A 5306-nucleotide genomic window follows, 5' to 3' on the forward strand; every position below is an offset into this window, starting at 1 on the left:
GAACGTCATTCTGAGCGAAGCCGGAGGCGTAGTCGAAGAATCTCTACCGCTTCGTTGGGTAACGAATCAACGAAGCGGTAGAGATTCTTCGACTACGCCTCCGGCTTCGCTCAGAATGACGTTCCTTTTCTCACTTCTCACTTCTCACTTCTTGCTTTTCAGCTTTTCAGCTTCAGCAAATCCAGAAACAGGCTGAAGCCATCCACGGTGGTGCCGCCTTCGCCGAAGCTGTCGAAGCTCAGGGGCTTGATGATGTAGCCGCTCACGGCCAGGTGCTGGGCTTTGAGGCGGTCGGTTTCCAGGTCGGAGGTGGTGGTGATGAACACGTTCAGGTTGACGAACTCGGGGTCGGAGCGCAGGATTTCCAGCAGCTCCAGGCCATTCATGCGGGGCATGTTCAGGTCGAGCATCACCACGTTGGGGTGCGGAATCTTGTCCTGACCGGCTTCGCCGCGGAGCATATCGAGGGCTTCGCGGCCGTTGCGGGCCACGTGCAGGGGCACGGTCACGTTGTTCTTGCGCAACTCGCGCTGCACGTTCATGATATCGAGCTGGTCGTCCTCGACGAGCAGGATGGTGGGTTGATCGGCTTCAGAACTCATATGAGGGGAATACGAAGTAAAGCCACTGTGGGCATACCGGCTATACGGCAATCAGGGCACAAGGGCGGAAGGGGCGGATAAAAGCGGTTTTTCGCTGGCCCGGCGGCGCGCTTCTTTGGGCCAGGTGAAGATGAAGTCAGCGCCCTGTCCTTCAGCGGATTCCACCTGAATGGCCCCGCCCTGGCGTTCCACCAGCTTTTTCACGATGGCCAGCCCCACGCCGGTGCTTTCCAGGGTGTCGCGCTCGGTCAGGGTCTGGAAAATGACGAAGATGCGCTCGTGGTATTCGGGCGCGATGCCCGGCCCGTTATCGGCCACCGAGAAGGTGAAGAACTTGGGGCCTTCCACGCAGCCGATGGTAATGCGGCCGTGGGCGGGGTCGTGGTGGTACTTGACGGCGTTGCTGATCAGGTTGGTGAATACCTGCTGGAGCTGCACGCGGTTGGTCTGGATGGTGGGCAGGTAGAAGGGCAGCTCCACCTCGAAGCCGGCGGGCAGCTCCAGCGAGTCCACGATTTCGCGCAGCAGGTGGCGCACGAACACGGCCTCGTCCGCCTGGGGCGTGCGGCCCACCCGGGCCAGGTCGAGAATACCGGTAATCAGGTTTTCCATGCGCCGCACCCGGGTGCGCATCAGCACCAGAAACTCCCGGATGTGGGCCGGCACGCTCTGGCCCATGTCTTCCTCAATCCAGCGCGAGGCCGTTTCGATGCCCCGCAACGGGGCTTTCAGATCGTGCGACACCACGTAGGCAAACTGGTCGAGCTCCTGGTTGCGGCGCTCCAGCTGCCGGATGTTGGTGTTGATGGTGTCGGTCATGGTATTGAGCGACTCGCTGAGCTTGGTCAGCTCGTCGCTGGCCGTGTCCTGCATCTGGGTGGAGTAGTCGCCGCCGGCAATGCGCTGGGCCTGCACCACCATGCCGCTGATGCGCCGCGAGAACTGCCGCACCAGGTACACCGCGTAGAGCAGCCCGAGCAGAATGGTGACCAGCGTGACGCTCACCGACAGCACCCGGGTTTCGCTGATACTGTCCTGGAGGCGTTGGCGCTGCTTGAGCCGGATTTCGGCCTCCTCCCGGTCGAACACCGCGAACAGCACCCGAATCTGGTCCATGAGCACTTTGCCGGTCAGGTCGGTGGTCAGGTTGCGGTGTTCCAGTCCCTCAAGGCCGGTCTGGTCGGCGTTGCGGCGCAGGGCTTCGCGTTTCTCCCCGATCAGCAGGTGGGAGTAGGCGGCCCACTGCTGAAACAAGTACTGGCCCCGGATCACGCGCTCCTGCTGGGGGCTGCCATCGGTGAGGGCGTTGCGGAGCTGGGCAAACCGGCCGAGCAGGTTTCGCTCGCCCTCGTAGTACGGGGCCAGCACTACCTCATTGCCGATGAGCAGATAGCCCCGGAAACCGGTTTCCATGTCGATAATATTGCGCAGCAGGGTGGTGGCTTCGCCCGTAATGCGCTGGGAGCGGGCCACGCGCTGGGAATTGCGCAGCACCACCCGCGAGAGTTGGTAATTGATGACGACCACCGCCGCGAACAGCGCCGAAATAGCCAGAAAACCCGCGAATAGCTTAGTAGAGAGTTTGAGCTTCATACACCAACGACAAGGGCGAAAGGCCCGGCAGGTTACCGGGTCCGCAAGGATTCTTCCATGGTACGCAGCAGCACTACAATCTGCTCGGCCAGCGCATTGATGCCCGCCAGCCCGCTCACGGCCTCGTCCTGCTGGCCGCTCTGCCGTAAATCCATCAGGCGGTTGGCTTCCACGTGCATGCGCCGGTGCACCCGGTCCAGTTCCCGGCTTTCGGGCAGGTGGCCGTACCTAGGCAGGGCCTGCTGATCGATCCACTGGCCCAGGGAGCAGACGTTGGGGTCCCGGATGGGACCCTGCTCGGTATCGCTGCCATACAGGAAGGAGCGGAGCTTGGATTTGAAGAGCAGGTGCTTGAGGCGAGCGGAATCAAATTCCTGCTTCAGGTCGTCGGTCATGCGGGAAAGGCCCGGAAAAGAGTGGCAACAGGTCCTGCGTAGCGGAGGGCCAGGGTGGTAGTCTGGCAAAGATAACCAAACAAGGCCGTATCACCCGGGCATAATTGGCTACTTTCGTCCCGCCAACCAGGAGCCGCTTTTGCTGGTCGCTGGCCGGCACTTCCCGCTAGTCTACTTCACCCACCCTACCACCCACTTTCATGTCCGACACGCTCAAAACTGTTCCCCTCAACGACGTGCACCAGCAGCTCGGGGCCAAAATGGTGCCCTTCGCGGGCTACAACATGCCCGTGCGCTACTCCTCCGACCTCGACGAGCACCACACCGTGCGCCGGGCCGCGGGTATGTTCGACGTTTCGCACATGGGCGAGTTCCGGCTGCGCGGCCCGAAGGCGCTCGACCTCATCCAGCGCGTGTGCAGCAACGACGCCAGCAAGCTCGCCCCCGGCAAGGCCCAGTACAGCTGCCTGCCCAACCAGGACGGCGGCATCGTGGACGACCTGTTGGTGTACATGCTGGCCGAGGAAGACTACCTGCTGGTGGTAAACGCCTCCAACATCGAGAAGGACTGGAACTGGATCAAGCAGTTCAACACCGAGGGTGCCGACATGCAGAATGTATCGGACGAAATGAGCCTGCTGGCCGTGCAGGGTCCCAAAGCCGCCGCCGCCCTGCAAAGCCTCACCGACGCTGATTTGAGCGCCATTCCGTACTACTCCTTCGTGCAGGGCACGTTTGCCGGCGCGCCCGATGTCATCATTTCGGCCACCGGCTACACCGGCGCGGGCGGCTTCGAGCTGTACGTACCCAATGCCCACGCCAAGCAGGTTTGGGATGCCGTGATGGAAGCCGGCCAGCCCTACGGCCTGAAGCCCATCGGCCTCGGGGCCCGCGACACGCTGCGCCTGGAAATGGGCTACTGCCTCTACGGCAACGACATCACCGACACCACCTCGCCCCTGGAAGCCGGCCTGGGCTGGATTACCAAGTTTACCAAGGACTTCACCAACTCCGAAAGCCTCAAAGCCCAGAAGGCCGCTGGCGTAGAGCGCAAGCTGGTGGGCTTCCTCATGGATGGGGCCGGTATCCCGCGCAGCCACTACCCGCTGGTGAACGAGGCCGGCGAAATCATCGGCGAAGTCACCAGCGGCACCCAGTCGCCGAGCCTGAGCAAGGGCGTGGGCCTGGGCTACGTGCAAACCGCGCTGGCCACCCCCGGCACCCCGATTTTCGTGCAGGTGCGCGGCAAAAACCTGCCCGCCACGGTGGTCAAGCTGCCCTTCGTGCCCGGCACGGAAGAGGTGTAGTTTGTTGTCAGTTGTCAGTTGTCAGTTGTCAGTAAAAGAACTGTCATCCTGAGCGGAGCGAAGGATCTTACCACGTTAAAACGATAATCGGTACAACGACTCGTTTCAACGCGAGAGGATCCTTCGCTCCGCTCAGGATGACAGTTCTTTTACTGACAACTGACAACGAGTAACTGACAACTAAATACTAAAACATATGCCCACGCTCGATATCTGTTTCTCCCCCGAGCTGCTGCCGCTCTTCGACCTGAAAGGTAAGGTGGCGGTGGTGGTGGATGTGCTGCGGGCCACCTCCAGCATCGTGACGGCGCTGGCGGCGGGCGTAACGCACATGATGCCGTTCAGCGAGCTGGCCGAGTGCCGGGCCATGGCGGCGCAGGGCTACCTGACGGCCGCCGAGCGCGACGGCCGCCAGGCCGAGGGCGTGGACTTGGGCAACTCGCCCTTCGGCTACCTCGATGGGGTGGTGGCGGTGCAAGGCCGGGCCGTGGCCATCACCACCACCAACGGTACCCGCGCCCTGCACCTGGCGGCCGCCGCCGATGAAATCCTGGTCGGGGCCTTCCTCAACCTGGGCGCCGTGGCCGACTACCTACGCCAATTGAACCAGGACGTGGTGGTAGTCTGCGCCGGCTGGAAGGGCCATTTCTGCCTCGAAGACACCCTCTTCGGCGGGGCGCTGGCCGCCCGCCTCGCCGCAGAAGGAGGCTTCGATACCACCAGCTCCGATGCCACCCTGGCCGCCCTCGACCTCTGGGCCGCCGCCGCCCCCGACCTTTCGGGCTACCTGCTCCGCTCGGCCCACGTGCGCCGCCTCAACTCCCTCGAAGCCCACCAGGACATGGAATTCTGCATCCGGCAAGACCAGTACGACCTGGTGCCGGTATTCCGGAATGGCCGGATCACGGCTTGATCCAGGATTAGCCCGGATTTCACGGATTTTATAGCCGGCTGTAGTGTAGGGAAAAACGATAAAATCTCCGCGAAACCCTACAATATCCGTAGGGTTTCGCGGAGATTTTATCGTTTTTCCCTACATCTTTTTTGTTCCTGTCAACAGCTACTTCGGGTTGCGAAATATTGTCTAGGGACGTTGAATGAATACGTACCAGTAAAAAGCGGTCAAGTTAAGCGCAAGTTCAAATGCCGTTACTTGTAGGGTAAAACGAGAATTTTCATTCAAAACACTACAAATGGTGTAGGGTTTTGAATGAAAATTCTCGTTTTACCCTACACTATTAGTAGAGGAACAAGCCAAAAACTACTCTACCCTACTAAATATTGCGGCATAAAACGGGGCAGTCCGACCTTTGGGGTTCCTACACCATCCAAACCCGTTCTGCCCCGTGAAGCAATGCCTCAGCGCCAAACTTACTACGCTTTTGCGACAGGTGCCGTTTGTGCGCCAT

5 protein-coding genes are annotated in these 5306 nt (G+C 60.9%); 2 read left to right on the forward strand and 3 right to left on the reverse strand.

The window, feature by feature from the left end; translation table 11 throughout:
* Positions 1-158 precede the first annotated feature (158 nt).
* The 3 genes from D0T11_RS21400 to D0T11_RS21410 are packed head-to-tail and all read right to left on the reverse strand — an operon-like array spanning position 159 to position 2590.
* Complete coding sequence (locus D0T11_RS21400) at positions 159-602, reverse strand: response regulator (protein WP_119657840.1); 444 nt, start codon at positions 600-602, stop codon at positions 159-161.
* Between the two features lie 51 nt (positions 603-653).
* Positions 654-2195 (reverse strand): sensor histidine kinase, encoded by a 1542-nt coding sequence (locus D0T11_RS21405; RefSeq protein WP_119657841.1) that lies wholly within the window; start codon positions 2193-2195, stop codon positions 654-656.
* Between the two features lie 32 nt (positions 2196-2227).
* Positions 2228-2590 carry a CZB domain-containing protein gene (locus tag D0T11_RS21410; protein ID WP_119657842.1) on the reverse strand — a complete coding sequence of 121 codons (363 nt, stop codon included), beginning with the start codon at positions 2588-2590 and terminating at the stop codon, positions 2228-2230.
* 200 nt (positions 2591-2790) lie between these two features.
* On the opposite strand from D0T11_RS21410, the gene gcvT reads away from it, so the two are divergent.
* Complete coding sequence (gene gcvT, locus D0T11_RS21415; protein WP_119657843.1) at positions 2791-3897, forward strand: glycine cleavage system aminomethyltransferase GcvT; 1107 nt, start codon at positions 2791-2793, stop codon at positions 3895-3897.
* A 196-nt stretch (positions 3898-4093) separates the two neighbouring features.
* Positions 4094-4810, forward strand: coding sequence for a 2-phosphosulfolactate phosphatase (locus D0T11_RS21420; protein WP_119657844.1), 717 nt, complete (start codon positions 4094-4096; stop codon positions 4808-4810).
* The last annotated feature ends 496 nt before the right edge of the window (positions 4811-5306 follow it).

Source organism: Hymenobacter rubripertinctus (assembly GCF_003583925.1).
Taxonomy (GTDB): Bacteria; Bacteroidota; Bacteroidia; order Cytophagales; family Hymenobacteraceae; genus Hymenobacter; species Hymenobacter rubripertinctus.

Excerpts from the sequence above, each read along its gene's own strand:
- D0T11_RS21400 (WP_119657840.1), bottom strand. The coding sequence starts at position 602 with ATGAGTTCTGAAGCCGATCAACCCACCATCCTGCTCGTCGAGGACGAC.
- D0T11_RS21405 (WP_119657841.1), bottom strand. The coding sequence starts at position 2,195 with ATGAAGCTCAAACTCTCTACTAAGCTATTCGCGGGTTTTCTGGCTATT.
- D0T11_RS21410 (WP_119657842.1), bottom strand. The coding sequence starts at position 2,590 with ATGACCGACGACCTGAAGCAGGAATTTGATTCCGCTCGCCTCAAGCAC.
- gcvT (WP_119657843.1), top strand. The coding sequence starts at position 2,791 with ATGTCCGACACGCTCAAAACTGTTCCCCTCAACGACGTGCACCAGCAG.
- D0T11_RS21420 (WP_119657844.1), top strand. The coding sequence starts at position 4,094 with ATGCCCACGCTCGATATCTGTTTCTCCCCCGAGCTGCTGCCGCTCTTC.